Source organism: Pedococcus bigeumensis, assembly GCF_006438965.1.
Taxonomy (GTDB): Bacteria; Actinomycetota; Actinomycetes; order Actinomycetales; family Dermatophilaceae; genus Pedococcus; species Pedococcus bigeumensis_A.
Window position 1 is genome coordinate 111,994 of sequence record NZ_RCZM01000002.1, and the last position, 25,936, is coordinate 137,929.

22 protein-coding genes are annotated in these 25,936 nt (G+C 69.0%); 12 read left to right on the forward strand and 10 right to left on the reverse strand.

Annotation, left to right across the window (positions count from 1 at the left end; translation table 11 throughout):
- Positions 1-158 precede the first annotated feature (158 nt).
- Positions 159-3,266: an excinuclease ABC subunit UvrA gene (gene uvrA, locus EAH86_RS05425; RefSeq protein ID WP_140737638.1), complete on the forward strand. Its 3,108-nt coding sequence runs from the start codon at positions 159-161 to the stop codon at positions 3,264-3,266.
- Positions 3,267-3,350: 84 nt separating this feature from the next.
- Here the strand turns inward: uvrA and EAH86_RS05430 are convergent, their stop codons facing one another.
- The 5 genes from EAH86_RS05430 to EAH86_RS05450 all read right to left on the reverse strand — a co-directional run bounded on the left by EAH86_RS05430 (position 3,351) and on the right by EAH86_RS05450 (position 8,359).
- The gene (locus EAH86_RS05430) at positions 3,351-4,070 is read right to left on the reverse strand and encodes an ABC transporter ATP-binding protein (RefSeq protein WP_140738856.1); all 720 of its coding nucleotides are present in this window, start codon (positions 4,068-4,070) and stop codon (positions 3,351-3,353) included.
- Positions 4,060-5,007: an ABC transporter ATP-binding protein gene (locus EAH86_RS05435; protein WP_425325215.1), complete on the reverse strand. Its 948-nt coding sequence runs from the start codon at positions 5,005-5,007 to the stop codon at positions 4,060-4,062. The genes EAH86_RS05430 and EAH86_RS05435 overlap by 11 nt, the downstream gene beginning before the upstream one ends.
- A complete protein-coding gene (locus tag EAH86_RS05440; RefSeq protein WP_140737639.1) occupies positions 5,000-6,130 on the reverse strand; it encodes a branched-chain amino acid ABC transporter permease in 1,131 nt (376 codons plus the stop codon). Before EAH86_RS05440 ends, EAH86_RS05435 begins: the two co-directional genes overlap by 8 nt.
- Positions 6,127-7,119: a branched-chain amino acid ABC transporter permease gene (locus EAH86_RS05445; RefSeq protein ID WP_140737640.1), complete on the reverse strand. Its 993-nt coding sequence runs from the start codon at positions 7,117-7,119 to the stop codon at positions 6,127-6,129. Before EAH86_RS05445 ends, EAH86_RS05440 begins: the two co-directional genes overlap by 4 nt.
- Positions 7,120-7,231: 112 nt before the next feature.
- Positions 7,232-8,359, reverse strand: a complete 1,128-nt coding sequence (locus tag EAH86_RS05450) for a branched-chain amino acid ABC transporter substrate-binding protein (RefSeq protein ID WP_241668217.1) — start codon at positions 8,357-8,359, stop codon at positions 7,232-7,234.
- A 271-nt stretch (positions 8,360-8,630) separates the two neighbouring features.
- Here EAH86_RS05450 and EAH86_RS05455 point away from each other — a divergent pair, with 271 nt between their 5' ends.
- The 11 genes from EAH86_RS05455 to EAH86_RS05505 all read left to right on the forward strand — a co-directional run bounded on the left by EAH86_RS05455 (position 8,631) and on the right by EAH86_RS05505 (position 19,492).
- Entirely contained in the window at positions 8,631-9,083 is a 453-nt protein-coding gene (locus tag EAH86_RS05455; protein WP_140737642.1) for a Rieske (2Fe-2S) protein, read from the forward strand.
- A 122-nt stretch (positions 9,084-9,205) separates the two neighbouring features.
- Entirely contained in the window at positions 9,206-11,176 is a 1,971-nt protein-coding gene (uvrC, locus tag EAH86_RS05460) for an excinuclease ABC subunit UvrC (RefSeq protein WP_140737643.1), read from the forward strand.
- A gap of 28 nt (positions 11,177-11,204) precedes the next feature.
- Entirely contained in the window at positions 11,205-12,149 is a 945-nt protein-coding gene (gene rapZ / locus EAH86_RS05465) for an RNase adapter RapZ (RefSeq protein ID WP_140737644.1), read from the forward strand.
- Between the two features lie 14 nt (positions 12,150-12,163).
- The gene (locus EAH86_RS05470) at positions 12,164-13,099 is read left to right on the forward strand and encodes a gluconeogenesis factor YvcK family protein (protein WP_140737645.1); all 936 of its coding nucleotides are present in this window, start codon (positions 12,164-12,166) and stop codon (positions 13,097-13,099) included.
- Positions 13,100-13,244: 145 nt separating this feature from the next.
- Entirely contained in the window at positions 13,245-14,225 is a 981-nt protein-coding gene (whiA, locus tag EAH86_RS05475; protein WP_140737646.1) for a DNA-binding protein WhiA, read from the forward strand.
- Complete coding sequence (locus tag EAH86_RS05480; RefSeq protein WP_140737647.1) at positions 14,222-15,394, forward strand: nucleotide sugar dehydrogenase; 1,173 nt, start codon at positions 14,222-14,224, stop codon at positions 15,392-15,394. Before whiA ends, EAH86_RS05480 begins: the two co-directional genes overlap by 4 nt.
- A gap of 211 nt (positions 15,395-15,605) precedes the next feature.
- Positions 15,606-16,610, forward strand: coding sequence for a type I glyceraldehyde-3-phosphate dehydrogenase (gap, locus tag EAH86_RS05485; protein WP_140737648.1), 1,005 nt, complete (start codon positions 15,606-15,608; stop codon positions 16,608-16,610).
- A 4-nt stretch (positions 16,611-16,614) separates the two neighbouring features.
- Positions 16,615-17,823 (forward strand): phosphoglycerate kinase, encoded by a 1,209-nt coding sequence (locus tag EAH86_RS05490; RefSeq protein ID WP_140737649.1) that lies wholly within the window; start codon positions 16,615-16,617, stop codon positions 17,821-17,823.
- A gap of 108 nt (positions 17,824-17,931) precedes the next feature.
- Positions 17,932-18,738: a triose-phosphate isomerase gene (gene tpiA, locus EAH86_RS05495; protein WP_140737650.1), complete on the forward strand. Its 807-nt coding sequence runs from the start codon at positions 17,932-17,934 to the stop codon at positions 18,736-18,738.
- 73 nt (positions 18,739-18,811) lie between these two features.
- Entirely contained in the window at positions 18,812-19,057 is a 246-nt protein-coding gene (secG, locus tag EAH86_RS05500; protein WP_140737651.1) for a preprotein translocase subunit SecG, read from the forward strand.
- Between the two features lie 84 nt (positions 19,058-19,141).
- Positions 19,142-19,492 (forward strand): RNA polymerase-binding protein RbpA, encoded by a 351-nt coding sequence (locus EAH86_RS05505; RefSeq protein ID WP_140737652.1) that lies wholly within the window; start codon positions 19,142-19,144, stop codon positions 19,490-19,492.
- A gap of 153 nt (positions 19,493-19,645) precedes the next feature.
- On the opposite strand, the gene pgl is transcribed toward EAH86_RS05505, so the two are convergent.
- From pgl to tal, 5 genes are read right to left on the reverse strand one after another with little or no spacing between them, the layout of a single operon-like run.
- Entirely contained in the window at positions 19,646-20,380 is a 735-nt protein-coding gene (gene pgl, locus EAH86_RS05510; protein ID WP_140737653.1) for a 6-phosphogluconolactonase, read from the reverse strand.
- Positions 20,377-21,528 (reverse strand): glucose-6-phosphate dehydrogenase assembly protein OpcA, encoded by a 1,152-nt coding sequence (gene opcA, locus EAH86_RS05515; RefSeq protein ID WP_140737654.1) that lies wholly within the window; start codon positions 21,526-21,528, stop codon positions 20,377-20,379. Before opcA ends, pgl begins: the two co-directional genes overlap by 4 nt.
- Positions 21,529-21,583: 55 nt before the next feature.
- On the reverse strand, positions 21,584-23,128 hold the full coding sequence (gene zwf, locus EAH86_RS05520; RefSeq protein ID WP_140737655.1) for a glucose-6-phosphate dehydrogenase: 1,545 nt from the start codon (positions 23,126-23,128) through the stop codon (positions 21,584-21,586).
- Entirely contained in the window at positions 23,125-24,789 is a 1,665-nt protein-coding gene (locus EAH86_RS05525; protein ID WP_140737656.1) for a glucose-6-phosphate isomerase, read from the reverse strand. Before EAH86_RS05525 ends, zwf begins: the two co-directional genes overlap by 4 nt.
- Entirely contained in the window at positions 24,786-25,934 is a 1,149-nt protein-coding gene (gene tal, locus EAH86_RS05530; RefSeq protein ID WP_140737657.1) for a transaldolase, read from the reverse strand. Before tal ends, EAH86_RS05525 begins: the two co-directional genes overlap by 4 nt.
- Positions 25,935-25,936 lie beyond the last annotated feature (2 nt).

Below are 25,936 nucleotides of genomic sequence, written 5' to 3' on the forward strand. Positions count from 1 at the left end.
CCGACTGTATGCCGCGTGCTCGGGCGGGCGTGCGGGAAACCCCGGGCGCGTGCCTGGGTAGGTGCGCGGCGGGTAGCGGCAGGTCCGCGGCAGGTCCGCGGCGGGTGCCGGGTGCCTGCGTTGGGTGGAGGACGGGGTTGTCGGTGCGGCCACCTACGATGGTGCGCGTGACTTCAGCCGTGCCCGCCCGCCGCCACCAGCACGACCAGCTCATCGTCCGAGGTGCTCGTGAGCACAACCTCAAGGACGTGTCGGTCGAGCTGCCCCGCGACTCGATGATCGTGTTCACCGGACTGTCCGGGTCGGGCAAGTCGTCGCTGGCGTTCGACACGATCTTCGCCGAGGGCCAGCGTCGCTACGTCGAGTCACTGTCGGCCTACGCGCGCCAGTTCCTCGGCCAGATGGACAAGCCGGACGTCGACTTCATCGAGGGCCTGTCACCGGCCGTCTCGATCGACCAGAAGTCGACCAACCGCAACCCGCGGTCCACCGTCGGCACCATCACCGAGGTCTACGACTACCTCCGCCTGCTGTTCGCGCGCGCGGGACGACCGCACTGCCCGGTGTGTGGTGAGCCGATCACCCGGCAGAGCCCCCAGCAGATCGTCGACAGGCTGCTCGAGCTGCCCGACAAGACCAGGTTCCAGGTGCTGGCGCCGGTCGTGCGCGCCCGCAAGGGCGAGTACGTCGACCTGTTCGGAGAGCTGCAGAGCAAGGGCTTCTCACGGGCCCGGGTTGACGGCGAGGTCGTGTCGCTGACCGAGCCGCCCAAGCTGGAGAAGCAGATCAAGCACACGATCGACGTCGTGGTCGACCGCCTCGTCGCCAAGGGCAACGACACGGGGGCCAAGCGCCGGCTCACCGACTCGGTCGAGACCGCGCTGGGCCTGGCCGGGGGAGTCCTGGTCGTCGAGTTCGTCGACAAGGACGCCAAGGACCCGGAGCGCGAGCGGCGCTTCTCCGAGCGGATGGCCTGCCCCAACGACCACCCGCTGGCGATGGACGAGGTGGAGCCCCGCTCGTTCTCGTTCAACAGCCCGTTCGGCGCCTGCCCCAAGTGCACCGGTCTCGGCACTGAGCTCGAGGTCGACCCGGAGCTGCTGGTGCCTGACGAGGACCTCACCCTCGCCGAGGGAGCGATCGCCCCGTGGGCATCGACCAGCGGCTCTGCGGAGTACTTCCAGCGGGTCATGACGGCGCTCGGCGAAGACCTCAAGTTCGGGATGGACACGCCCTGGCACGCGCTGTCGAGCAAGGCCAAGGAGGCGTTGCTGCACGGTCAGAACTACAAGGTGCACGTGCGCTACAAGAACCGCTACGGCCGTGAGCGTTCCTACACGACCGGCTTCGAGGGCGTCGTCCCGTTCGTGAAGAGGCGTCACTCCGAGACCGACTCCGAGTGGAGCCGGGAGCGCTACGAGGGCTACATGCGCGAGGTGCCGTGCCCCGAGTGTGGCGGCGCGCGGCTCAAGCCCGAGTCGCTGGCGGTCCACATCGGCGGTCGCAGCATCTCGGCCATCTGCGGGCTGGCGATCGCCGACTGCGCGAAGTTCCTCAAGGAGGTCGACTTCACCGCCCGCGAGCGGCAGATCGCCGAGCGGGTGATCAAGGAGATCGACGCCCGGCTCGGGTTCCTGCTCGACGTGGGGCTCGACTACCTCTCGCTCGACCGGCCGGCCGGCACCCTCTCCGGTGGCGAGGCCCAGCGCATCCGGCTCGCCACGCAGATCGGCTCGGGCCTGGTCGGTGTGCTCTACGTCCTCGACGAGCCGAGCATCGGCCTGCACCAGCGCGACAACCACCGCCTCATCGAGACGCTGACCCGGCTGCGCGACCTCGGCAACACCCTCATCGTCGTCGAGCACGACGAGGACACCATCGCGACCGCCGACTGGGTGGTCGACATCGGACCGGGCGCGGGGGAGCACGGGGGCTTCGTCGTCCACTCGGGGCCGGTCCAGGGACTCCTGGAGCACCCGGACTCGATCACTGGCAAGTACCTCTCGGGGCGCCTCGAGATCCCCATGCCGGCGCTGCGCCGCCCCCAGGAGAAGGGTCGCGAGGTCACCGTCGTCGGGGCTCGCGAGCACAACCTGCACGGCGTCGACGTGTCGTTCCCGCTGGGCAACCTCGTGGCCGTCACGGGCGTCTCGGGCTCTGGCAAGTCCACCCTGGTCAACGACATCCTCTACAACGTGCTGGCCAACAAGCTGAACGGCGCCCGGCACGTCCCCGGTCGGCACAAGACGGTCACCGGGCTGGACAACCTCGACAAGGTCGTCCACGTCGACCAGAGCCCGATCGGCCGGACCCCGCGGTCCAACCCGGCAACCTACACGGGTGTCTTCGACGCGGTCCGCAAGCTGTTCGCCACGACGACCGAGGCCAAGATCCGTGGCTACCAGCCGGGCCGGTTCTCGTTCAACGTCAAGGGCGGTCGCTGCGACGCCTGCTCCGGCGACGGCACCATCAAGATCGAGATGAACTTCCTGCCCGACGTCTACGTGCCGTGCGAGGTGTGCCACGGCGCGCGCTACAACCGCGAGACGCTCGAGGTGCACTTCAAGGGCAAGACGATCGCCGACGTCCTCGACATGCCGATCGAGGAGGCCGCCGACTTCTTCGCCGCAGTCCCCGGGATCGCCCGGCACATGAAGACGCTCAACGAGGTCGGCCTCGGGTATGTCCGGCTGGGCCAGCCGGCACCCACCCTGTCCGGTGGTGAGGCACAGCGCGTCAAGCTCGCGTCGGAGCTGCAGAAGCGGTCGACCGGGCGGACCATCTACGTCCTCGACGAGCCCACGACCGGTCTGCACTTCGAGGACATCCGCAAGCTGCTCCAGGTGCTGCAGGGGTTGGTCGACAAGGGCAACACGGTGATCGTCATCGAGCACAACCTCGACGTCATCAAGAACGCCGACTGGGTCGTCGACATGGGTCCCGAGGGCGGCAACGGCGGAGGCAGGATCATCGCCGAGGGCACGCCCGAGCAGGTGGCCGCGGTGGAGGACAGCTACACCGGTCAGTTCCTCGCCCCGATCCTCGCGCGGAGCGCCCGCACCCCCCACCGGGCCGCTGGGGCCAAGCGGACGGCCGCGGCATCCGCCACGAAGACGGCGACCCGCAAGGCTGCGGTAGCCACCGTCTCGCCGGCTGCCAGCAGGAAGACGGCAGCCAAGAAGGCCACCGCGACGAAGGCCACCGCGAAACGGGCCTCCGCGAAGAAGGCGGCGCCCAAGGCGAAGCGGGCGACCCCCAGGAAGTAGCCACCCGAATGTGCGAACGGCCCCTCGGTGAGACCGAGGGGCCGTTCGCGGTATGCCGGCCGGCCGGCATACGGGGTAGCTGGGCTAGACGTCGCCGCCGAGGTAGGACGCCTTGACCGCGGGGTCGTTGGCCAGCTCCTGGCCGGTGCCCTCGCGCACGATCTCGCCGGTCTCGAGGATGTACGCCCGGTGGGCCCGCTTGAGCGCCTGCGCGGCGTTCTGCTCCACGAGCAGCACGGTCGTGCCCTGCTTGTTGATCTCGGTGATGATGTCGAAGATCTGCTGGATCAGCTTGGGCGCCAACCCCATCGACGGCTCGTCGAGCAGCAGCAGCTTGGGGCTGGCCATCAGCGCCCGCCCGATGGCGAGCATCTGCTGCTCGCCGCCCGACATGGTGCCGGCGACCTGGCTGCGCCGCTCCGCAAGTCGCGGAAACAGCCCGAAGACCCGGTCGCGGTCCTCCTTGATCTTCGGCGTCTTGCGGTCCTTGCGGGCGTAGGCACCCATGTCGAGGTTCTCGAGCACGGTCATGCCGATGAAGCATCCGCGCCCCTCCGGGGACTGCGCGATGCCGAGCACCGGGCGCTCATGGGCCGGCATCGCCGTGATGTCCTCGCCATTGAACCTGATGGCCCCTGCGCGAACGGGGCGCAGTCCGGAGACCGTCTTCATCGTGGTGGTCTTGCCCGCGCCGTTCGCTCCGATCAGCGTGACCACCTCGCCCTCGTCGACCTTGAACGAGATGTTGCGGATCGCCTCGATGCGCCCGTAGTTGACACAGAGGTCGTCGACCTCAAGAAGCATCTTCATCAACTCCCAGGTAAGCGGCGATGACCGCGGGGTTGTCCTGGATCTCGGCGGGCAGTCCCTCGGCGATCTTCTTGCCGAACTCGAGCACCACGATCCGGTCGGTGACACCCATGACCAGCTTCATGTCGTGCTCGATGAGCAGCACGGTGTAGCCCTGGTCGCGGATGGTCTGGATGAGCTCCATCAGCCGGGCCTTTTCCGCCGGGTTGAACCCGGCGGCCGGCTCGTCGAGGCACAGGAGCTTGGGGTTGGTTGCCAGGGCCCGGGCGATCTCGAGACGACGCTGGTCGCCATAGGGGAGGTTGCGCGCCAGCTCGTTGGCCCGCTTGTCCAGGCCCATGAACTTGAGCAGCTCGTAGGCGCGGTCCTCGCCTTCCGACTCCTCCGCGTGGTGCTTGGGCAGGCGGAGCAGCGCCGAGCCCATCCCGGTGGAGTGGTGCGCGTCGGCCCCGACCAGGACGTTCTCCAACGCGGTCATGTTGTGGAACAACCGGATGTTCTGGAAGGTCCGGGCGATACCGAGCTTCGTGATCTGGAACTTCTTGCGCTTGCCCAGCGGCTCGCCCATGAATTTCACACCACCGGAGGTGGGCTGGTAGACGCCCGTCATCACGTTGAAGCAGGTCGTCTTGCCGGCACCGTTCGGTCCGATGAGACCGAGGATCTCGCCGGTGTTGATGTGGAACGAGACACCGTCGAGCGCCGTGACACCGCCGAACCGCAGCGTCACGTCGTCGACCTCGAGCAGCTTGCCCTTCGGCAGGGCGGCGACCTCCGGGACGCTGATGTCCACCGAGGTGTCGGGCGTGGTGTCGACAGCCTCGGCGCGCTCGGTGGCCTCGTCGTCGACCCGTGGCCCGGCCGTGGGTGTGGAGTCCTCGACCTTCCCCTTAGCCGGTTCGGGCGTCTTGTCTGGCGTCGTGTCAGGCACGAGCCACTCCTTCCTCGAGGACCTCTGTCTCGGCATCGGCCTTCGAGGCACGCACCGACCTTCGAGGTGGTAGCAGTCCCTGCGGCCGGAAGATGGCCAGGGCCATCAGCGCCAGGCCGAAGAGCAGGAACCGGGCGTCGGACAGGAACCGGAACTTCTCCGGCGCCCAGGTGAGCAGGGCGGCCGCGAGGATGACTCCCCAGCGGTTGCCCTGACCGCCGACAACGACCATGGCGACGAACAGCACCGAGTAGAGGATGGTGAAGTTGTCCGGGTTGATGAACTGCTGCTTGGTGGCGAAGAGGGCACCGGACAGGCCACCGATGGCCGCGCCGGTGGCGAAGGCCAGCAGCTTGAACCGGAACGTTGGGACACCCATCAGCTCGGCGGCGTCCTCGTCCTCACGGGTGGCCTCCCAGGCCCGGCCGACGCGCGAGTTCTGCATCCGCCAGTCGAGGAACAGCACGACACCGACAAGCGTGAGGGCGAGCCAGTAGTACGGCACCGAGTCAGTGACGCCGAACTTGAGGAAGGTCGTCGTGTTGTCGAGGTCGACGAACGCCGTGAGGCCTTCCCATCGGATCTTGGGGATCTCGAACAGGTCGACGCCCGGGGGAGTCGGGATGTTCGAGATACCCCTGTTGCCGTTCGTCAGCCCACCCGCGTTGATGAGGATCAGCCGGACGATCTCACCGAAGCCGAGGGTGACGATGGCGAGGTAGTCGCCGCGGACGCGAAGCGTCGGAGCGCCGAGGATCACGCCCGAGATGAGCGTGACCACCATCGCCGCCGGGATGCACAGCAGGAGCGGCAGCTTGGCGTGCTGGGAGCCGAGCACACCGACGGTGTAGGCGCCAATCGCGAAGAAGCCGATGTAGCCGAGGTCGAGGAGCCCGGCATACCCGATGACGATGTTGAGCCCGATAGCCACGAGGGCGTACATGGCGCAGGTGAACAGCACCGCGCCGAAGTCCGAGTCGGTCGTCGTGATCAGCGGCGGGTTGAGGATCGGCAGGAAGTAGACGAACACCACCGCAGCGACCATCAACACGATCCTGGCCCAGCGCGGCAGCCCGCGGAAGCGATCGCCTATGCCATGGAAGAAGCTCGAGACGGCGTTCATGCGCGTGCCTTTCCGAGGGACTCGCCGAGCAGCCCAGTGGGCCGGAACAGCAGGATGACGACGAGGAGGGTGAAGGCGACCACGTCCTTCCACTGGCCTCCGAAGATGGCCTGACCGTAGTTCTCGGCCACGCCGAGGATGAAGCCACCGAGCAGCGCGCCACGCAGGTTGCCGATGCCGCCGAGGACAGCGGCGGTGAAGGCCTTCACGCCGAGCAGGAAGCCCGAGTTGTAGCGGATCTGCTCCACCTTCAGCAGGTACATCACCGCTGCTGCGCCGGCCATGGCACCGCCGATGACGAAGGTGAGTCGGATGACCCGGTCCCTGTTCACGCCCATCATGGCCGCGGACTCGGGGTCCTGGGCCACCGCACGAATGCCCCGCCCCAGCCGGGACCGCTGCATGAACTGGTCCAGCAGGATCATCATGACGATGGCCGAGCCCAGGACGATGAGGTCCTTGTTGGAGACCTGGTAGTCGAAGACGTGGAACAGCCGCTTGGTCTCGATGTTCAGCCCGAATGGCGAGGCCTCGCGGGGACGCCCGACGTAGTCGACCATCTTGTTGTCGATCCCGAGGAGCTTGAACGGCTTGTCGCGCAGGCCCATCGTCTCGGAGAGGGTGTACGACGCTCCGATCGCCGAGATCAGCGCGATCAGGGGTGGGGAGTTGCGCTTGCGCAGCGGGCGGTAGGCGACGAACTCCAGACCGAGGGCCACCAGCGCTGACGCTGCCATGGCGGTGGCGAAGGCCACGACCAGGAGGCCCACGATCCCGAGGCCGCTGGCCTGGCTGGCGCCGAACGCAAGAAGCACCCAAACCGCCGCGAAGCCTCCCCACATGAAGACTTCGGAGTGGGCGAAGTTGATCAGGCGCAGCACGCCGTAGACCAGCGTGTACCCGAGAGCGATCAGCGCGTAGATGGCCCCGAAGGCCAACCCAGTGATCGTGAACTCCCAGAAATGGTTGAACAGAAGGCTAAAGTCCATCAGACCTCCGTGGTGGGGGACCGTTCCTCAGGGAGGGGTGGCCGCGACCGGACGGGAACACGGTAGCGGCCAGGACCTCCTGAGTGGAGAGTCCTGGCCGCAGCCGGTCGAACTACTTGATTTCCTGATCCGCGACGATCTTGCCGCCGGTGACCTTGTAGGCCCACACGGAGACCTCTGCGGGCTCGCCCTTGGCGTCGAACTTGACGTTCTTGGTGACGCCCTTGGCGCTATAGGAGGTGATGAAGGCCGTCATGTCCGCTGAGGACGTCTTGCCGGCCTTGATTGCGGCCAGGAAGACGTTCGCGGCGTCATACGCCTCGGCCGAGTAGGTGGCCGGGTCCGAGTTGTAGGCCTTCTTGTACGCGGCACCGAACTCGGGAGCCTTGTCCGGGGGGAGGCACGGGCAGGTGACGATGGCGCCCTCTGCAGCCGCGCCGGCGCCCTTGATGAACCCGTCGTCCTTGACACCGTCAGCAGCCACGAAGGTGCCCGTGAAGCCACCGTCCTTCAGCTGCTTGACCAGCTTGCTGGCGTTCGAGTAGTAGCCACCGTAGAAGAACGCGGTGGCACCCGAGGCCTTGGCCTTGGTCACGGTGGCGGAGAAGTCGTCCTGCTTGCCGTCGGCCGCAGTCTCGTCGTTTCCGACCACGGCGGAGCCGAGGTCCTTCTTGACGAAGTCCGACAGGCCCTTGCCGTACTCGGAGGTGTCGTCGGAGACGAACACCTTGGTGGCCTTGAGGACGTCCTTGATGTACTTCGCCGCCGCAGGCCCCTGGGTGGCGTCGTTGCCGAGGATGCGGTGGAAGGTCTTCCAGCCGTTCTCGGACAGCAACGAGTTGGTGGCCGAGGCGGTGATGGTGTTGAGGCCGGCCTTCTCGAAGATGGGGTCGGCAGCCTTGGACTCACCGGAGAACGCCGGGCCGACGATGCCGACCAGCTTCTTGTCGGTGACGGCCTTCTGGGCCAGCCCGGGAGCGATGGACGGGTCACCCTGGCTGTCGAACGAGGTGAGCGTCACCTTGCAGCTCGGGTTCTTCTCGTTGTACTGCGTGACGGCGAGCTCGGCACCGTTCTTGATGTTGATGCCGAGGTTTGCGGCGTCACCAGTGAGGGCGCCGAAGAAGCCGATCTTGAGGTCACACGCCTTGGAACCGGCGTCGGTGCTGTTGCCGGTGGTTCCACCACAGGCAGCCAGCGCGAGGGCAGCGGCCACAAGTGGCGCGCCAATCTTGAACACGGAACGCAAGACTCCTCCTGAAGTCATTGGGTGCTCGCGGGCCGTACTGCGCCCGCGGGTCACCCCGGTTGGGGTGTGTGCAGACTATGCCGCCGTTCCCCCCGTGTGTGGGCACATCCGACCCATGCGTGACCGTGTCGTTACCACCCCGGTGGACAGATGCACATGAACCCCATGGCAGCGTCACACGTAGTACCCATGTCGGGCCCGCATGCTCGGCCACCCTTGGTCAGACCCCTCGGCAGGGGCACCTCCACCGAAAGGCGCGCGCATGACCAGCCCTGAAGACCACTCCACCACCGGTCCCTCTCGCCGCACCGTGCTGACGTCCGTCGGTCTCGCCGGTGTCGGCGTCACGGCCCTCGCCGGGTGCGGCTCCGCCGAGGACGCGGCGGGCACCGCCGCCAGCTCGGCCAAGGACGCCGCGACGGACGCCGTGAAGGACGCGATCTCCAAGGCCACCATCCCGGTGGGCGGGGGCAAGATCTTCGCCGACCAGAAGGTCGTGGTCACCCAGCCCACCTCCGGTGACTTCAAGGCGTTCAGCGCGATCTGCACCCACCAGGCGTGCGTCGTGAGCGACATCGCCAACGGGACCATCAACTGCGCCTGCCACGGCAGCGAGTACGACATCACCACCGGCGCGGTGAAGAAGGGACCGGCCACCAAGGCGCTCCCCGAGAAGTCGGTCACGGTCAGCGGCGACGGGATCACGGTCACCTGACCGTCCCCGCCACAGCGCAGGGGGAGGTATGCCGCGTGGTCACGACGCGGCATACCTCGACTCCCGCGGGAAGCGGGCCTCCCGCGCAGCGCACCGTCGGTGACCCTCCATAGAGTGGAGCCGTGGCTAACCCGTCGACCTACCGTCCGGCGCCGGGGGAGATCCCCGTCGACCCGGGTGTCTACCGGTTCCGGGACTCGGCCAGGCGGGTCATCTACGTCGGCAAGGCCAAGTCGCTGCGGCCGCGGCTGTCGTCCTACTTCCAGGACATCGCCGCCCTGCACCCCCGGACGGCCACGATGGTCACGACGGCCGCGAGCGTCGAGTGGACCGTGGTCTCGACCGAGGTCGAGGCGCTCCAGCTCGAGTACTCCTGGATCAAGGAGTACGACCCGCGGTTCAACGTCAAGTACCGCGACGACAAGTCCTACCCATACCTCGCGGTGACCCTCGGTGAGGAGTTCCCGAGAGCCCAGGTGATGCGGGGGGCCAAGCGCAAGGGCACCCGCTACTTCGGGCCGTACGCCCACGCCTGGGCGATCCGCGAGACCCTCGACCTGCTGTTGCGCGTGTTCCCCGTCCGCACCTGCTCCTCCGGCGTGTTCAAGCGAGCCGGACAGGTGGGGCGCCCCTGCCTGCTGGGCTACATCGACAAGTGCTCGGCGCCGTGCGTCGGCCGGGTCACGCCCGAGGAGCACCGCGCCATCGCCGAGGACTTCTGCGACTTCATGGCCGGGAACACCGCCCGGTTCGTCAAGCGGCTCGAGCGCGACATGGCCGCCGCGTCGAAGTCGCTGGAGTTCGAGCAGGCCGCCCGGATGCGCGACGACCTGGTGGCGCTCGGCAAGGCGCTGGAGAAGTCCGCGATCGTCCTCGGGGACGGCACCGACGCCGACGTGTTCGCCCTCGAGGACGACGGGCTCGAGATCGCCGTCCAGGTGTTCCACGTCCGAGGCGGGCGGGTGCGCGGGCAACGCGGCTGGGTCGCCGAGATGGATGACGAGAGCGTGCCCGAGATCGTCGGTCACCTCCTCCAGCAGGTCTACGGCGGGGAGTCCGGTGACAGCGTGCCGCGCGAGGTGCTGGTGCCCGTGCTGCCGGAGGACCCTGACGCCGTGTCCATCTGGCTGGGGTCACTGCGCGGCTCCGGCGTCGACCTGCGGGTGCCTCAGCGGGGCGACAAGAGGACCCTGCTCGAGACGGTGCACCGCAACGCCAAGCAGTCCCTCGCCCGGCACAAGCTCGCCCGGGCCGGCGACCTGACCGCCCGCAGCCAGGCCTTGCAGGAGCTGCAGACCAGCCTCGACCTGGCCGACGCGCCACTGCGGGTCGAGTGCTACGACATCAGCCACATCCAGGGCTCGCAGGTCGTCGGGTCGATGGTGGTGTTCGAGGACGGCCTGGCCCGCAAGTCCGAGTACCGCCGGTTCGTCATCCGTGGCGAGCAGGTCGACGACACCGCGGCGATGGACGAGGTGCTGACGCGACGGTTCCAGCGCTACCTCGAGGAACGTGACCAGGCCACCGATGTCGAGCTCGGTCCCGACCCCGAGGCCGGACCCGAGCGGATCGACCCCGACACCGGGCGGCCCAAGAAGTTCGCCTACCCGCCCAACCTCGTCGTCGTCGACGGTGGACTGCCCCAGGTCAACGCCGCACAGGCCGCCCTGACGGCCCTGGGCATCGACGACGTGGCGGTCGTCGGGCTGGCCAAGCGGCTCGAGGAGGTCTGGGTGCCGGGCCAGGACTACCCCGTCATCCTGCCGCGCACGAGCGAGGGCCTCTACCTCCTGCAACGGGTCCGCGACGAGGCGCACCGCTTCGCGATCACATTCCACCGGCAACGCCGGTCCAAGGCGATGACGACCAGCGCCCTGGACGGCATACCCGGTCTGGGGGAGACCCGGCGCAAGGCACTGCTGCGCCATTTCGGCTCGGTGAAGAAGGTTCGTGCCGCCACGGTCGAGGAGCTGCAGGAGGTTTCCGGCCTCGGACCTGCGCTGGCGGCCACGATTGCGGCAGAGTTGGCCACCGCAGACACTGCCGCTCCCGCCGTCAACCTGATGACCGGAGAGATCCTCGACGGTGACTGAGCGCGATGATCGAGGAGACGGAGCAAGGATGACCGACGAGGACGGCCCCGCCCCCGGGGATGGTGCTCCGGACGCGGCCGACTCCGCCGACCTTGCCGGCGGACGGGACCCGGCCGAGCTCGTGATCGTGACGGGCATGAGCGGCGCCGGGCGGTCGACGACGGCCAACGTGCTCGAGGACTCCGGGTGGTACGTCATCGACAACCTGCCTCCGCAGCTGCTGGTCTCGCTGGCGGACCTCGCGACCGAGGCTCCCAGGCGGCCCAGCCTGCCGCGGCTGGCTGCTGTCGTGGACGTCCGTGCCCGCGGCTTCTTCGACCACCTGCAGACAGCCCTCGACGAGCTGCGCGAGCGCGGCTGGCGGCCGAACCTCGTCTTCCTCGACGCCACCGACGAGGCGATCGTGCGGCGGTTCGAGTCGGTCCGGCGACCGCACCCGCTCCAGGGCGACGGCCGTCTGCTGGACGGGATCACCCGCGAGCGCGTCATGCTGGCCGACCTGAGGGCCAGGGCCGACGTCGTCATCGACACCTCCGGCCTGAACGTCCACCAGCTGGCCAAGAAGGTCCACCCCGTTTTCTCCGGCGACATCGGCCACAAGGTGCGGATCGCCGTCATGTCCTTCGGCTTCAAGTACGGCGTGCCGCTGGACGCCGACTTCGTCTTCGACATGCGGTTCCTGCCCAACCCGTTCTGGATCCCAGAGCTGCGCAACTTCACCGGGCAGGACGCGCCGGTGGCCGAGTTCGTCATGGCCCAGGAGGGAGCGCCGGAGTTCGTCGACCGGGTCGTCGCCCTGATGGACCCGGTGACGGCCGGCTACATCCGCGAGGGACGCCGCTATGTCACCGTCGCGGTGGGCTGCACCGGGGGGAAGCACCGCTCGGTCGCCGTCGCCGAGGCACTGCGCAGCAGGCTCAGCAGCGAGGACATCGCGACCTTCGTCGTGCACCGTGACCTGGGGCAGGAGTGAGGAGTGAGCGGGCTGTGACCGGCCCCGCAGTGGTCGCCCTCGGTGGCGGGCACGGTCTGGCAGCGTCGCTCGAGGCCCTCAAGCTGGTCTGCGACGACATCACAGCGGTCGTCACCGTCGCCGACAACGGCGGGTCCTCGGGGCGGCTCCGCGACGAGTTCGACGTGCTGCCGCCTGGTGACCTCCGGATGGCGCTGACCGCCCTCTGCGACGACACCGAGTGGGGCCACACCTGGCGGGACGTGCTGCAGCACCGGTTCCGCGGCGACGGCCAGCTCGGCGGCCACGCCCTCGGCAACCTGCTCATCACCGCCCTCTGGGACCTGCACCAAGACCCGGTCATCGGGCTCGACCTGGTCGGCCGACTGCTCAACGCCCGCGGCCGGGTGCTGCCGATGGCCGCGGTGCCGCTGGAGATCACGGCAAGGGTGCAGGGCCTGGACCCCGACGACCCACAGGCCCTGTCGACCCTGCGCGGCCAGGTGGCGGTCGCCACCACCAAGGGGACCGTCGTCAGCATCACCCTCGAACCGTCGGACCCGCCGTCGGCCCCAGATACCGTCGCCGCCGTGCGCGAGGCCGACTGGGTGATCCTCGGGCCCGGGTCCTGGTTCACCTCGGTGATGCCGCACCTCATGGTGCCGGCCCTGCGCGACGCCCTGCACGACACCTCGGCGAAGCGGCTGCTGACCCTCAACCTCGAACACTCGGGCGAGACGGCCGGCTTCACCGCGGCCCGCCAGGTGGAGGCGCTGGTCGACCACGCGCCCCGGATGAGGCTCGACGCGGTGCTGGCCGACCCCAGCGCCGTGGATGATGAGGCAGGATTGCGAGCGGCCGCTGCGCGGCTGGGTGCAGAGCTCGTCCTTGCCCCGGTGGCGCAACGCGGCGCACCGGGGCACCATGACTCGCTGCGGCTGGCCGCGGCATACCGTGACCTGTTCGGCTGACGTCGCGGCGGGCGACATGCTTGACGGACGTGGTTGAGTCGGACGAGCAGGTGCCAGTGCCCTCCGGGCGCGGCGGACGGGGAGACGGCAGAGCAGTGCGACGACAGCGGACCGGTGTGGGACAGCGAGATGGCAGGATGAACCAATGGCTATGACGGCGCGGGTCAAGGACGAGCTCAGCAGACTCGACGTCACGAAGCCGTGCTGCCGCAAGTCGGAGGTGGCGGCCACGCTGCGGTTCGCGGGTGGCCTGCACATCGTCGGCGGGCGGATCGTCGTCGAGGCCGAGCTCGACACGGCCAATGCAGCCCGACGGCTCCGCAAGAGCATCAGCGACCTCTACGGCCACCCCTCGGAGGTCCTCGTCCTCGCGGCCGGTGGCTTGCGCAAGGGCAGCCGCTACGTCGTCCGGGTGGTCCAGGACGGCGAGGCCCTCGCCCGCCAGACCGGGCTCATCGACGCTCGCGGTCGCCCGGTGCGGGGTCTGCCGCCCAAGGTGGTCAGCGCCTCGGCCTGCGACGCCGAGGCCGCGTGGCGCGGTGCCTTCATCGCCCACGGTTCACTGACCGAACCCGGCCGGTCCTCGGCGCTCGAGGTCACCTGCCCGGGGCCCGAGGCCGCACTGGCCCTCGTGGGAGCCGCCCGCCGGCTCGGCATCCAGGCCAAGGCCCGCGAGGTCCGTGGCGTCGACCGGGTCGTCATCCGCGACGGCGACGCCATCGGCGCGATGCTCACCCGGCTCGGGGCGCACGACGCGGTGATGGCGTGGGAGGAGCGGCGGATGCGCCGTGAGGTCCGCGCCACGGCCAACCGGCTGGCCAACTTCGACGACGCCAACCTGCGCCGGTCCGCGCGCGCCGCGGTCGCCGCGGGTGCCCGGGTGCACCGTGCCATGGAGATCCTCGGCGACGAGATCCCCGACCACCTCAAGGAGGCCGGGGCGCTTCGGCTGGAGCACAAGCAGGCGTCGCTCGAGGAGCTCGGCCAGCTCGCCCAGCCGCCGATGACCAAGGACGCCGTCGCCGGCCGGATCCGCCGCCTGCTGGCGATGGCCGACAAGCGTGCCCAGGACCTCGGGATCCCTGGCACCGAGGCAAACCTGACGCCCGACATGCTCGACGCATGACGAGGATCGCCGTCGTCGGCACCGGTTATGTCGGGTTGTCCATGGCGGTGCTGCTCGCCCAGCACCACGAGGTCGTGGCGCTCGACATCGACGCTGCCCGGGTGGACCTGCTCACCTCCGGCCGCAGCCCGATCGCGGACCCCGAGATCGAGACCTTCCTCGCCCACCACGAGCTCAACCTGACCTTCACCACCGACCCGGCGACCGCCTACGACGGCGCCGAGTTCGTCATCATCGCTACCCCCACCGACTACAACCCGGTGACCAACTACTTCGACACCTCCACGGTCGAGAAGGTTGCCGCCGACGTGGTGGCTGCCAACCCGACGGCCGTGATGGTCGTGAAGTCGACCGTCCCGGTGGGCTTCACCCAGGCGCTGGCCGAGCGGCTGGGCACCGACAACCTGCTGTTCAGCCCCGAGTTCCTGCGCGAGGGCAAGGCCCTCTGGGACAGCCTGCACCCGTCGCGGATCGTCGTAGGGGAGCGCAGCGACCGGGGCCGCGCCTTCGCCGACCTGCTGCGGGAGGGGTCGGAGCAGCCCGACGTGTCAGTGCTGCTGACCGACAGCACCGAGGCAGAGGCCGTCAAGCTCTTCGCCAACACCTACCTCGCGATGCGCGTGGCCTTCTTCAACGAGCTCGACACGTTCGCCGTGACCCACGGGCTCGACACGCGCCAGATCATCGAGGGAGTGGGCCTCGACCCGCGGATCGGCCCGGGCTACAACAACCCGTCGTTCGGCTACGGCGGCTACTGCCTGCCCAAGGACACCAAGCAGCTGCTCGCCAACTACCAGAACGTCCCGCAGTCGCTCATCGAGGCGATCGTCAGCGCCAACACCACCCGCAAGGACTTCGTGGCGACCGACATCCTGCGTCGCTCCCCGCGCATCGTCGGCATCCACCGGCTGATCATGAAGTCGGGTTCCGACAACTTCCGGTCCAGCAGCGTGCAGGGGATCATGAAGCGGATCAAGGCCAAGGGCGTCGAGGTCGTCGTCTACGAGCCCGCTCTGGCTGACGACCACTTCTTCGGGTCCCGGGTGGTCCGCGACCTCGACGAGTTCACCGAGATCTCCGACGTGATCGTCGCCAACCGGATGGTCGCCGAGCTCGAACCGGTGGCCGACAAGGTCTACACGCGCGACCTCTTCGGCGGCGACTCCTGACCCTGGTCCGCCGGGTCTGCTGACCGCTGGGTCAGCGCAGGCGTGTGCGGGGATCGGGGTATGCGGCCGTGCCCGACCGGGCGCGCGACGTTACCCGCCCGTACGCCGGACCGCCGTGACTCAACACCGGCCCGCTCGATAGGCTCGGTCACGAGCAATTCCGCGCCGCCCCACGCGGCATACCGTCCCCATCTGAGAAGGACTTGGCATCGTGACTGTTCGCGTAGGTATCAACGGCTTCGGCCGCATCGGCCGCAACTTCTTCCGCGCCATCGAGGCGTCGGGAGCCGACATCGAGGTCGTGGCCACCAACGACCTGATGGACAACAAGACGCTGGCCCACCTGCTCAAGTACGACTCGATCCTCGGCCGTTTCCCCGGGGAGGTGACCTACGACGACACCTCGATCACCGCTGGTGGCAAGACCTTCAAGGTCTTCGAGGAGCGCGACCCGGCCAAGATCGACTGGGCCTCCGTCGGCGCCGACATCGTCGTGGAGTCGACCGGCTTCTTCACCGACGCGACCAAGGCCAAGGCCCACATCGACGGTGGCGCCAAGAAGGTCATCATCTCCGCGCCAGCCTCCAACGAGGACATCACGATCGTGATGGGCGTCAACGACGAACAGTACGACGCGGCGAAGCACACGATCATCTCCAACGCGTCCTGCACGACGAACTGCCTCGGCCCGATGGCCAAGGTCCTCAACGACGAGTTCGGCATCGTCAAGGGCCTGATGACGACCATCCACGCCTACACCCAGGACCAGAACCTCCAGGACGCGCCGCACAAGGACCTGCGCCGCGCCCGCGCCGCCGCCCTCAACATCGTGCCGACCTCGACCGGTGCCGCCAAGGCCATCGGCCTGGTGCTGCCGGAGCTCAAGGGCAAGCTCGACGGGTTCGCCCTGCGCGTCCCGATCGCCACCGGCTCGGCCACCGACCTGACCTTCGAGGCCGGTCGCGACACCACGGCCGAAGAGGTCAATGCCGCGATCAAGAAGGCCGCCGAGGGCCCGCTCAAGGGCGTCCTCGTCTACACCGAGGACCCGATCGTCTCCAAGGACATCGAGACCGACCCGGCCTCCTGCATCTTCGACGCCGGCCTCACCAAGGTGATCGGCAACCAGGTCAAGGTCATCGGCTGGTACGACAACGAGTGGGGCTACTCCAACCGCCTCGTCGACCTGGTCGCTCTCGTCGGCTCGTCCCTCTGAGCGCGTGAGGTCCATCGCCGAGCTGGGCGACCTGCGCGGCAAGCGCGCCCTCGTCCGGTCTGACCTCAACGTGCCCCTCGACGGGCAGACCATCACCGACGACGGCCGGATCCGTGCGTCCGCGCCGACGATCAAGGCACTGTCCGAGGCGGGCGCGCGCGTCATCGTGTGCGCCCACCTCGGGCGGCCCAAGGGCGCCCCCGAGGACAAGTACTCTCTCGCGCCCGTCGCGGCTCGCCTCGGCGAGCTGCTCGAGCAGGAGGTCACCTTCGCCACGGACACGGTGGGGGACAGCGCCCGCGCCGCGGTCGACACGGCGCAGGACGGTGATGTCGTGGTGCTCGAGAACCTGCGCTTCAACGCGGGGGAGACGGCCAAGACCGACGAGGAGCGGGCCGAGTTCGCTGGCCAGCTCGCCGCGTTGGCAGACGTGTTCGTCTCCGACGGGTTCGGTGTCGTCCACCGCAAGCAGGCGTCCGTCTACGACGTGGCGCGGCTGCTGCCGTCCGCGGTGGGTGGGCTCGTCGAGACCGAGGTCGGCGTCCTCAAGCGCCTGACCGAGGACCCGGAGCGTCCCTATGCCGTGGTGCTCGGTGGCGCGAAGGTCTCCGACAAGCTCGGGGTCATCGACAACCTCCTGCAGACCGCCGACCGCCTCCTCATCGGTGGCGGCATGGTCTTCACGTTCCTCGCTGCGCAGGACTACGAGGTGGGCAAGTCCCTCCTCGAGGCGGACCAGCTCGACGTCGTCCGCGGCTACATCGAGCAGGCCAAGGAGCGCGGTGTAGAGATCGTGCTGCCCGTCGACATCGTCGCGGCCACCGCGTTCTCGGCCGACGCCGACTTCGAGGTGGTGCCGGCCGGTGCGATCCCGGCCGACCGGATGGGCCTGGACATCGGCCCCGAGTCCGGCGTGCTGTTCGCCGAGAAGCTCAAGGACTGCAAGACGGTCTTCTGGAACGGCCCGATGGGCGCGTTCGAGATGGCGCCCTATGCCGACGGCACGGCTGCAGTCGCAGCCGCCCTCGTCGAGGTGACCGAGAAGGGTGCGCTCACCGTCGTCGGTGGGGGCGACTCCGCGGCGGCCGTGCGCCAGCTCGGCTTCGAGGACTCCCAGTTCGGCCACATCTCCACCGGTGGCGGTGCCAGCCTGGAGTACCTCGAGGGCAAGCAGCTCCCGGGCCTGACGGTGCTCGACGAGCCCAGCGCCTGACGCGGCGCCGACCAACGTCGACCAGACCAACGCGGACCAGACCAACTACCGTTCGGTGGGCCGGGCGCACCGCCCGGCCCACCGGCATACCCCCAAGGACGACACCTGATGGCAGCCAAGACCTCCGGTCGCACGCCCCTCATGGCGGGCAACTGGAAGATGAACCTCGACCACCTGCAGGCCACCCACCTCGTGCAGAAGCTCGACTGGACTCTGCGCGACGGCCGGCACGACTTCGGTGCGGTCGAGGTGGCGGTGCTGCCACCGTTCACCGACCTGCGCTCGGTGCAGACCTTGATCGACGGTGACCGGCTCCAACTCAAGTTCGGCGCGCAGGACCTGTCCACGCACGACAGCGGCGCGTACACCGGTGAGATTTCGGGCGCCTTCCTGGCCAAGCTGGGATGTGACTACGTCGTGGTCGGGCACAGCGAGCGACGCGAGTTCCACGGTGAGCGTGACAGCGAGGTCAACGCCAAGCTCCAGGCGGCGGGACGGCACGGCCTGATCCCGATCCTGTGTGTCGGGGAGCCCTTGCACATCCGGGAGCCGCGCCAGCACGTCGAATACGTCCTGGCCCAGGTCGAAGCCTGCCTCGAGGGCATCCCCGCGGAGCAGGCCAGAACCATCGTGGTCGCCTACGAACCGGTGTGGGCCATCGGGACCGGTGAAGTGGCCACACCGCAGGACGCGCAGGAGGTGTGCGCCGCGATCCGCACCAAGCTGGCCGAGCTGTACTCCGGCGACCTGGCCGACGGCGTGCGCGTCCTCTACGGCGGATCGGTCAAGGCCAACAACGTCGCGGCGATCATGGCGCAGGAGGATGTCGACGGTGCGCTCGTCGGCGGGGCGTCGATCGACCCGGCCGAGTTCGCCTCGATCTGCCGTTACCGCGACCACCTGGCGACCGCCTGAGCGGCGAACAGGTATCCTGACCCCTGCTGCGTTTTCAGCAGCAACAACTGACGTCGAACGAGATGGGTGTTCCGTGGAAGCCGTACGCATTGGCCTGCAGGTTCTGCTGGTCATCGGTGGTCTGTTCCTGACGCTGCTGGTCCTGCTCCACAAGGGCAAGGGCGGCGGACTGTCCGACATGTTCGGTGGCGGCATGTCCACCTCACTGGGGTCCTCCTCGGTGGCCGAGCGCAACCTCGACCGGTTCACCGTGGCCGTGGGCGTCGTCTGGTTCGCGTGCATCGTGGGGATCGGCCTGATCGACCGGTTCACCGCCTGAGCTCCTGCACGACCCTGGGTCCCGACCCAGCACTGACCGCACGTCCACGACCTACCCTCCCTGACCAGATAGGACCCTCCGCACATGGCAGGTGGCAACGCAATCCGAGGCAGCCGAGTCGGCGCCGGCCCGATGGGCGAGGCCGAACGCGGTGACGCCGCCCCCCGCGTCTTCGTGACCTACTGGTGCGCCAACGGCCACCAGACCCGGCCGAGCTTCGCGGAGGAGCCCGGCCTGGCCGTCCCCGAGACCTGGGACTGCCCGCGCTGCGGGTTCCCGGCCGGACAGGACGAGGCCAACCCGCCCGCACCGCCGAAGGTCGAGCCCTACAAGACGCACCTCGCCTACGTGAAGGAGCGTCGCTCTGACGCAGACGGCAAGGCCATCCTCGACGAGGCCCTGGCCACGCTGCGGGAGCGCAAGCTCATCCAGTAGCAGCCGTCGCACAGACACCAGAAGCGCCGCCCCGGTCACCGGGGCGGCGTTTTGTGTGTGCGACCGGGACTGGTTGCTCGCAGGTCGTCACGGCGTCCGGATCTCGCGGCCCGGTGACGCTCTCCCGGCAACAAGTCAGGAGGGGTTGGGCGGTCAGTCGGGGAGATCGGACGCGGAGTCCGCGTCAACGAGCCAGAGCGTCTCGCGTATGCCGTGCACCTGGGCTGCGGACGACAGCTCAGGACCAGCGCCGGCGACTCCGTTGCGGACGGCCTCAGCCTTGTCGGCGCCGGCGACGAGGAACCAGACGCGGTCCGAGCGGCTGAGGCACTCGAACGTCAGGGAGACCCGGTCCGGCGGCGGCTTGGGGGAGTCGTGCACCGCGACGGCGATGGCGTCCGTCGTGAGCTGGGCGGGGTGACCGGGGAACAACGATGCGACGTGGCCGTCCGGGCCGACGCCGAGGATCATCACGTCGAACTCGCCACCGCCGCTGCCGCGCACCGTCGAGGAGTACCTGGCCGCGCTCTCTTCTGCAGACTCGCTGGCGTCGGGTCCCGGGACGCGGTGCACGTTGGCCTGGTCGAGGCCGAGCCGGTCCAGACCCGCGGCGTCGTTCTGGGTGTCGTTGCGGTCGGGGTCGCCGGCAGGCAGGTAGCGCTCATCACCCCACCAGATCGACACGGTCGACCAGTCGACAGCCGTGTGGGCGGGCAGCTCGAGCAGGGAGGCGATGATCGCCGACCCGAGCGAACCGCCGGTCAGCGACACGTGCGGCGCGCGCCCCTGCGCTTGGGCATCGAGGAGCGCGGTCACGAGTCGGGCTGCCCCCGCGTCGGCGACGGCCTGCTTGTCGGGATGGACCACGACGAGGGCGGGGGCAGTCATGCCTTGGCCGCCTTGGCCGCCTTCGCGGGGGTCGTCGTGGTCTTGGCGAGCTTGCGCGCCGCAGCCTTCTTGACCTTCGACGTGTGCGGGGCGGAGGGCGGCTCGGGAGCCTGCGCCATCGCGGCGCTGCTGGCCTTGGCGTGCTCGCGGGTGATCTTGCGCGCCTCCCGCTCGGCGTCCTTGACCGACGGTGCCTCGCCCTCTCGGACGGCCTCACTGGCGGTCATCGACTTGGTACCGACTCTGGCCAGTCCCTTGCGGATGGTCTCCTCGTAGATCTCGTCGGGGTCCAGCCGGCGGAGCTCATCGGCCAGGCACTCGGCGGTGGCCCTGCGGGCCAATGAGATCCGCCGGACCGGCTGACCCGGTTGGCTGAGCGTGGCGATCGAACCGTCAGGGCGGACCAGGTCGATGGCGCCGCTGCGACGCTCCAGGCGGACGCTGACCATCCCGGTACCGGTGCGCGAGCGGGCCCGGCGGACCGGGCAGCGCAGGGTCTGGGCCAGCCACGCGGCCAGCAGGTCGGTCGAGGGGGAGTCCGAGCCGCCCGTCACTGTTGCCTCGGTCACCGTCTCGAACGGCGGCTGGTCGAGGGCAGCAGCGAGCAGCCCGCGCCAGAGGGTGACCCGCGTCCAGGCGAGGTCGGTGTCGCCCCGCGTGTAGGTGCCGGCCCGAGCCTTCAGCGCGGCGCGGGGACTCTTGGCCTCGGCCGCGTCGGTGATGCGACGCTGCGCCATCGAACCGATCGGGTCGTCGGCCAGGTGGGCCGGGGCATCGGTGGGCCACCACGCGACGACGGGGGAGTCGGGCAGCAGCAACGGGATGACGACGCTGCGGCCGTGTTCGGTCAGGGCACCGTAGAGCCGGAGCACCACGACCTCGCTCGCCCCAGCGTCACCGCCCACCCGGATCTGGGCGTCGATGCGTGACTGACCCCGCTTGTTGCCGATGACGACGGCGATGATCCGGCACGGGTGCTGACGGCTGGCGTCGTTGGCGGCCTCGATGGCCCCTTCGGCGTCCTTCTCGTCGACGACGATGAGCAGGGTGAGGACGCGTCCCAAGGCCATCGCCCCGGTGTCCTGGCGCAGCGCAACGAGCTTCTTGCTGATCGCCACGGTGCTCGTGCTGGGCAGGTCGACGATCACCGGGGTCCCCGATCAGTATCGGAGCGACGAAGGAGCGCAGAACTGAGTGGGGTGGTCAAGGCATCCTCCAGACGCGGCCGTCGCGGCGCATCATCTCGTCGGCATCGGCGGGACCCCAGCCACCCGCCACGTAGGGCTCGACCTTGGCCCGCTGCTTGGCCCAGTAGGCCTCCACCGGGTCGAGGATCTGCCAGGAGAGCTCGACCTCCTCGTGCCGGGGGAACAACGGCGGGTCCCCGAGCAGGACGTCGAGGATGAGGCGTTCGTAGGCCTCGGGGCTGGACTCGGTGAAGGCGCGGCCGTAGCCGAAGTCCATGGTCACGTCGCGCACCTCCATCTGGGCGCCGGGCACCTTGGCGCCGAAGCGCATCGTGATGCCCTCGTCGGGCTGCACCCGGATGACGATGGCGTTCTGGCCGAGCTCCTCGGTCGCGGTGTCGTTGAAGGGCAGGTGCGGCGCCTTCTTGAAGACGACGGCGATCTCGGTGACCCGCTTGCCGAGCCGCTTGCCGGTGCGTAGGTAGAACGGGACCCCCGCCCAGCGGCGCGAGTCGATCTCGACCTTCATCGCGGCATACGTCTCGGTGCGCGAGTCGGTGGCGACGCCGTCCTCGTCGAGGTAGCCGATGACCTGCTCACCGCCCTGCCACCCGGCGGCGTACTGCCCGCGGGCGGTGGACTTGCCGAGGTCCTTGGGGTGGTGCACGGCGGAGAGGACCTTCTCCTTCTCAGCGCGAAGGTGTTCTGCGGCGAAGGAAACCGGCTCCTCCATGGCGGTCAGCGCGAGGAGCTGGAGGAGGTGGTTCTGGATGACGTCGCGAGCCGCGCCGATGCCGTCGTAGTAGCCGGCCCGACCACCGATGCCGATGTCCTCAGCCATGGTGATCTGCACGTGGTCGACGTAGTTGGCGTTCCAGACCGGCTCGAACATCTGGTTCGCGAAGCGCAGCGCCAGCAGGTTCTGGACGGTCTCCTTGCCGAGGTAGTGGTCGATCCGGAAGACCGCGTCAGGTGGGAACACGCCCTCGACGATGTCGTTGAGCTCACGAGCGCTCTTGAGGTCGTGGCCGAACGGCTTCTCGATCACGACGCGTCGCCAGGCGTCGGCGTCCGGCTTGCTCAGCCCGGACCGCTCGAGCTGCTCGCACACGACGGAGAACGACGACGGCGGGATCGACAGGTAGAAGGCGATGTTGCCGCCGGTGCCCCGCTCGTGCTCGAGGTTCTTGACCGTCTCTGACAGCAGGTCGAAGGACGTGGGATCGTCGAATGTGCCTGGCACGAAACGGAATCCCTCGGCCAGGTTGCGCCAGACGCTCTCCCGGAACGGCGTGCGCGCATACTGCTTGACCGCGTCGTAGACGATCTTGCCGAAGTCCTGGTCCGCCCAGTCGCGCCGCGCGAACCCGACCAGCGAGAAGCCCGGTGGCAGCAGCCCGCGGTTGGCCAGGTCGTAGATCGCCGGCATGAGCTTCTTGCGAGCGAGATCCCCGGTGACACCGAAGAGCACCAGACCGCACGGGCCGGCGATCCGGGGGAGCCGCTTGTCGCGAGGATCGCGAAGGGGGTTGCTGTCCTGCGTCACCCTCGTGGGGCTCATACGGTGCCTTCTGTGGAGGACAACCCGGACAGTGCCTCGCTGACCTGGCGCAGGCCCGCGTCGTGGTCGGTGAGGTGCAGCTGCAGCACCGGCCGACCGTGCTCGGCGAGGACCTGGGCATCACCAGCGGCCTGCGAGGTGATGAAGTCACCGAAGGAGAACTCGCGTCCGGGGATCGCGAGGTCCTCGTGGGGTGCCGTGGTGATCTGCAGGTACACCCCGGTGGCCGGTCCGCCCTTGTGGAACTGGCCGGTGGAGTGCAGGAACCGGGGTCCCCAGCCGAACGTGGTGGGACGTTCGGTATGCCGTGCGAGCACCGGCCGCACGTCGGCGAGGGCCGCGTCGGTGATCCGGTCGAGGTAGGCCATCACCGCGACGTAGCCGCGCTCGGCGTCGAGCTGGTCGAACAGCGCGGTGAGGGCGGCGGTGACCGTGCTGGCGTCGCCCAGCCACTCCCCGCCCAGGGAGCGGATCTCGACCGCGCCATCAGTGGCCGCGGGTGCCTCGGCCGCACCGATTCCCTTGTCCAGCAACGCGCGCGCTGCCTTCTTGGCGCTCTCGACGTCGGGCTGGTCGAACGGGTTGATGCCGAGCAACCGTCCGGCTGCCGCGGTCGCGACCTCCCACAGCAGGAGCTGGGCGCCGAGCGGACCGCTCACGGCGACCTCGCAGCGGCTGGCGTCGACCTCGTGGTCGGCAGCCTCGGCGTCGAAGCCATCATCCGAGTCGCTGACCAGCCGGGCCACGGTGACGTCGGGGGCGGGCCAGGCGACCTCGGGGTCGGAGTCGCCACCGACGACCACCGGCAGCACGCCGGTGCCCTGCTTGCCGGTGCTCTCGGCGATCAGCTGCTCGGCCCAGTCGGCGAACCCGACGATGCCGGACCCGTTGTCCACGATGACGAACTTGTCGCGCAGGGGGTCGGTGCCTGCCATCGCCGCAGCGAGGCGCAGACCCGGGTTGGCGTCGTCGTCGGCGCTGAGCACGTCGGCCACGGCCTCGGCGTCGTCGAGGAGCGCCTCGATGTCGGCCCCGGCGAGTCCGGAGGGGACCAGCCCGAAGGCTGTCAGCGCCGAGTAGCGGCCACCGACGTTGGGGTCGGCGTTGATGACCCGGTAGCCACCGGCGCGCGACTCCTCGTCGAGCGGGCTGCCCGGGTCGGTGACGATGACGATGCGACCGGTGGGGTCGATCCCCAGCTCCGCGAACGCCGCCTGGAACGCTCGGCGCTGCGAGTCGGTCTCGACCGTCGACCCCGACTTGCTGGAGACCACCACGACGGTGCGCTCCAGGTCGGTGATCGCGGATCGGACCATGTCGGGCTGGGAGGAGTCGAGCACGACGAGGTCCACCCCGGCGGTCGCGCAGATGACCTCAGGGGCCAGCGACGAACCGCCCATCCCGCACAGGACGACCCGGTCGACGCCTTCGCCGCGCAGCTGCTCGCGCAGGGCGGCAACCTCACCCACCAGCGGTCGCGAGGAGCGGGGCAGGTTGACCCAGGAGAGCCGGATGGCCGACTCGGCCTCGGCGTCCGGTCCCCACAGCGTGGCGTCCTGGGCGAAGAGCTTGCTCGCGAACCGCGCCTCGACGAGGCCTGCGACCTTGGTGACGATGGCATCGGCCGCCGCGCCGGACGCCACCACGCCGAGTGAGCTCACTTGTCGTCCTGCTTGCCCGACTGCTCCACGTCCGCACGCGCGAGGTCGAGGTCGGACTGCGCCTCGTCGAGCAGCTCGCCCCAGGCCGCCTCGAACTTCTCGACACCCTCGGTCTCGAGCTGGTCGGTGACCTGGGCGTAGGAGATGCCGAGGCCCTCGAGGGCGTCGAGCACCCCGCCCGCGTCCTCGTAGGTGCCTTCGATGGTGTTGCCGGTGACTGCACCGTGGTCGGCGACGGCGTCGAGCGTCTTCTCCGGCATCGTGTTGACGGTGTTGGGGGCGACCAGCTCGGTGACGTAGAGCGTGTCGGAGTAGGCCGGGTCCTTCACGCCGGTGGAGGCCCACAGCGGGCGCTGGGCGTTCGCACCGTCATCGGCGAGGTTCTTCCACCGCGGGGTGGCAAAGACCTCCTCGAAGGCCTGGTAGGCCAGCCGCGCATTGGCGACGGCGGCCTTGCCCTTGAGCGCTTTGGCTTCGTCGGTGCCGATGGCGTCGAGGCGCTTGTCGATCTCGGTGTCCACGCGAGACACGAAGAACGAGGCGACCGAGTGGATCTTCGACAGGTCCTTGCCGCGCTCACGCGCCTGCTCCAGGCCGGTGAGGAAGGCGTTCATCACCCCGCGGTAGCGGTCGAGGGAGAAGATCAGCGTGACGTTGACGCTGATGCCCTCGGCCAGCACCTGCGAGATGGCGGGGAGGCCTTCGACGGTGGCAGGGATCTTGATGAGGACGTTGTCTCGGGCGACCGCGGCCGCGAGCTCCTTGGCCTGGTCGACCGTCTTCGCGGTCTCGTGGGCGAGGCGGGGGTCAACCTCGATCGAGACCCGGCCGTCGACGCCGTTCGTGCTGTCGTAGACCGGCTTGAGGATGTCGCACGCGTTGCGGACGTCCTGGGTCGTCAGGCCGAACACGGTCTCGTCCACCGTCTTGCCGTCGGCCGCGAACTGACGCAGGTCGGCGTCGTACCGGTCACCCTTGGCCAGGGCGGCCTGGAAGATCGACGGGTTGGTGGTCACACCGACCACGCCCAAGGTGTCGATCAGGTCCTGCAGGTTGTTGGTCTCGATGCGCTCACGCGACAGGTCGTCGAGCCAGACGGAGACGCCGGCGTCGGCGAGGGACTTGATGTTGGAGTTCTGGGCCACGA

Excerpts from the sequence above, each read along its gene's own strand:
- uvrA (WP_140737638.1), top strand. The coding sequence starts at position 159 with ATGGTGCGCGTGACTTCAGCCGTGCCCGCCCGCCGCCACCAGCACGAC.
- EAH86_RS05430 (WP_140738856.1), bottom strand. The coding sequence starts at position 4,070 with ATGCTTCTTGAGGTCGACGACCTCTGTGTCAACTACGGGCGCATCGAG.
- EAH86_RS05440 (WP_140737639.1), bottom strand. The coding sequence starts at position 6,130 with ATGAACGCCGTCTCGAGCTTCTTCCATGGCATAGGCGATCGCTTCCGC.
- EAH86_RS05445 (WP_140737640.1), bottom strand. The coding sequence starts at position 7,119 with ATGGACTTTAGCCTTCTGTTCAACCATTTCTGGGAGTTCACGATCACT.
- EAH86_RS05455 (WP_140737642.1), top strand. The coding sequence starts at position 8,631 with ATGACCAGCCCTGAAGACCACTCCACCACCGGTCCCTCTCGCCGCACC.
- rapZ (WP_140737644.1), top strand. The coding sequence starts at position 11,205 with ATGACCGACGAGGACGGCCCCGCCCCCGGGGATGGTGCTCCGGACGCG.
- whiA (WP_140737646.1), top strand. The coding sequence starts at position 13,245 with ATGGCTATGACGGCGCGGGTCAAGGACGAGCTCAGCAGACTCGACGTC.
- EAH86_RS05480 (WP_140737647.1), top strand. The coding sequence starts at position 14,222 with ATGACGAGGATCGCCGTCGTCGGCACCGGTTATGTCGGGTTGTCCATG.
- tpiA (WP_140737650.1), top strand. The coding sequence starts at position 17,932 with ATGGCAGCCAAGACCTCCGGTCGCACGCCCCTCATGGCGGGCAACTGG.
- EAH86_RS05505 (WP_140737652.1), top strand. The coding sequence starts at position 19,142 with ATGGCAGGTGGCAACGCAATCCGAGGCAGCCGAGTCGGCGCCGGCCCG.
- pgl (WP_140737653.1), bottom strand. The coding sequence starts at position 20,380 with ATGACTGCCCCCGCCCTCGTCGTGGTCCATCCCGACAAGCAGGCCGTC.
- zwf (WP_140737655.1), bottom strand. The coding sequence starts at position 23,128 with ATGAGCCCCACGAGGGTGACGCAGGACAGCAACCCCCTTCGCGATCCT.